This is a genomic window from Skermanella sp. (assembly GCF_059503625.1).
Map to the genome: position 1 here is coordinate 1 of NZ_JCACHA010000329.1, position 2,806 is coordinate 2,806.

The following is a 2,806-nucleotide window of genomic DNA, read 5'->3' on the forward strand; positions in this document are numbered from 1 at the left end:
CGTCAGCACCGACAGGCCTGGGGCGAACCGTGCCGACTCCCGCCGCCAGTTTGCCATCAGACTGGTTGGCGCCACCACCAGGCACGGCCGGTCCAGCCGTCCGGCCTCCTTTTCAGCAAGAACATGCGCCAGAGCCTGCACCGTCTTGCCCAATCCCATGTCGTCGGCCAGGATCCCGCCGAGCTCGACCTCGCGCAGGAACTGCAGCCAGTTCAGGCCCTGCTGCTGATAAGGGCGCAGCTCGGCCTTCAGGCCATTCGGCGGCGGAACCGGAGCGATTTCGCCGATCCCGCGCAGCTTCCGGCCGATCTCGAGCAGGCGCGAGCCGCCAAGCCAGCGAAGCCTGGTGGCGGCCGAGGCCGCTTCCAGCTCCGCCAGCTCCGCCAGGCGCGCCGCTGACAGACGGATCTTACCCTCCTCGTCAAGGCCGCCGACGCGATAAAGATCGTATAGAGCCGTCAGCAGCGGGCGGACGCGATCAACCGGCAGCGGCAGCACGCGGCCATCCGCCAGCGGCGCGAACAGGGTCTGTCCGGCCTCGCCCAGGTCGTCGAGCAGGCTGAGGTCGCCATCCTCGGGCAGGGCCCGCAGAAGCGGCAGCAGAACCGGCACCAGATCGATCCGCTCGCCCGCCACGGTGATGCCCAGCGACAGGCCAAACCAGTCGATGCCGGATCCACCCTCCGCGATCTCGGCGATCCAGTCTTCCTCCGGTTCAGCCAGGCGCAGCGGGAAATCTTCGTCAATGATGACGCGCCAGCCTTCAGCCCGGAGGAGCGGAGCTTCATGGTGGAGGAAGTTCAGTATCGGTCCCAGCGGTCCGGCCAGCCAGTGGAGATCCTCGGTCTCCGGAACCAGCACCAGATCGCCCGGCTCGCCCACGGACATACCGTCGATGGTGATGCTGTCCACCGGCCGGAAACCGCAGGCACCAAGACGCTCGACTGCCGCTGTCTCATCGTCACGCCGGCGCGGGATGACCACCAGCTGTCCGTCCTCCACCGCCGTCAGTTCATCACGTCGATCATCCAGATCAACAAGGGTCCCGTCGTAGTCAAATCCCAGCCGTGCCACCGGTGCGCCCACGGACCAGGGCTCGTCGCCATAGAGATCCTCGGCCTCGATGTCATCCGGGTCATACAGGGACGAGGCATAATCCATATCTTCGTCCAGCTGCCGAAAGCCTATGTGCAGGCAGGGCACGGGCTCGACGTCCATGACCACGGTTTCGCCAAAAGCGGCCGGCTGCAAGGCCGGTCGGTCCGGCAGGCGGCGAGCCAGCTCACGGCGCACCCAGTCGGCCTGGCCCGGAGGCACCGGCGGCGCGCTGACCAGGGCCGCCGCCAGACGCGGGGAAAGATCGGTTTCGATTGGCCCGCAGGCACCGGTCAGGGTGTCAAGGTACCAGGGAGGAGCCAGCGGCAGCGTGACATCCGCCCCTTCGTTCAGCGCGAAGGTCAGGCGTTGCGTGCCGTCACTGTCGGTGATCCAGGTTGGCTGGCCGGACCGAGGGGGCCCTGGAACCAGGCCCAGACCATCGGCCCGCTGCCAGCGTCCTCTCCCGGTGCGCAGGATGCGCTCCAGCAGGGCTTGCCCGGTGTCACCTGCGAGCGGGTAGGTGCTGTCCGGGAAATACGAACCGTACTGCGCCCATAGGGAGCGCAGAATGAACAGGTCGCTCTGCTGCAGATAGGCGGGTTGAAAGCCGGTATTCACCACGCTGCCGGCGGTCAGGGTCGAGGCTTTGGAACTCAGGCCGCCGTTCCTGAGCAGCTGGACGGACATGGCCTCGACCGTCAAGCAGGTGCCGTACTTCTCCACTGGCTCAACAGTCAGCACATACAGCACCCGGCGCCGCACCGTGTCCGGATAAGCGTCCTGCTCCGGGGTTGCAGCTGCCTGATCCAGCGTGGTCAGCCACGCTGCAAGAGGAGCCTCGGGGTTCTCACGCTTGGCGGGTGACGCCTGGTACTGCGCCAGGGCTGCCAGGAGCAGGGCAACAGTGTGCTTGCAGTTGTAGCCGACCGGACAGGAGCAGGATCCGGCCAACAGGGTGCCGGTTCCGTATCGCGAGCGCCCAGACCCGCCTTGTGGGTGGATGTGAACAGTTGCCGTGTACGGTCGCCGGAGGGTTCCCTGAACCTGGCCTCTGAGGACCGTACCGTTCGCCCCGAGTTCAACAGCGAGGACCCGACCATCGCGAAAGTAGGCTTGTCCCTTCGCGATTTCGCCGGTCGAAAAGACGCGCTGAACATCGGCGAGCGTGTAGAGCAGCTTCCCTGTTGTGCGGGACGTGTCGAGTGTCAAATAACCAGTCCTCATTGATGCGTTCGAGGTAGTCGCTTCACCTAGCTCATCTCCTTTCTACATTGGAGATGGCTTGAGCGAATCCGCCAACTGGAAACCTGGGCCCGTGGTGAATCCAAATAGTTACGATCGCGCCATCCTGCACCATGGATATGCTGGGTCTGCAACGGTCATAAGCTGCGGCCAGCTTGAAAATCATGATCCTCCGCTTAGGACAGACCCATGCGCGCACTTCTAGTCTGCAGCCCCTCCGCCGGCAATGATGGACCATCTCAGGATGAGCTGCTGGCGATGTTCCGCCGGGAGGGTATCGATCCAACCTGCTGCCTGATCTCGGAAGAAAGCCTTACAGATGCGCTTCGGAAACCTACCGATGTTGTTGTCGCGGTGGGGGGTGACGGTACCGTGACATCTGTCCTCACCCAGATGCCGGGTCGTGGCATACCGGTTGTCGTCCTGCCGCAGGGCACCGCCAACAACATCGCACGCTCGCTCGGGA

The 2,806-nt window shown here is 64.8% G+C and carries 2 protein-coding genes; one reads left to right on the forward strand and one right to left on the reverse strand.

The genetic code is table 11. The features are described 5' to 3' along the window. The coding region (locus AC5JJ6_RS07445; RefSeq protein ID WP_496041427.1) for an SNF2-related protein at positions 1–2,307 on the reverse strand (2,307 nt) is incomplete at its 3' end. 291 nt (positions 2,308–2,598) lie between these two features. Between AC5JJ6_RS07445 and AC5JJ6_RS07450 the strand changes: the two genes are divergently transcribed. Next, a partial coding sequence (locus AC5JJ6_RS07450; RefSeq protein ID WP_496041428.1) for a diacylglycerol/lipid kinase family protein occupies positions 2,599–2,806 on the forward strand: 208 nt, incomplete at its 3' end.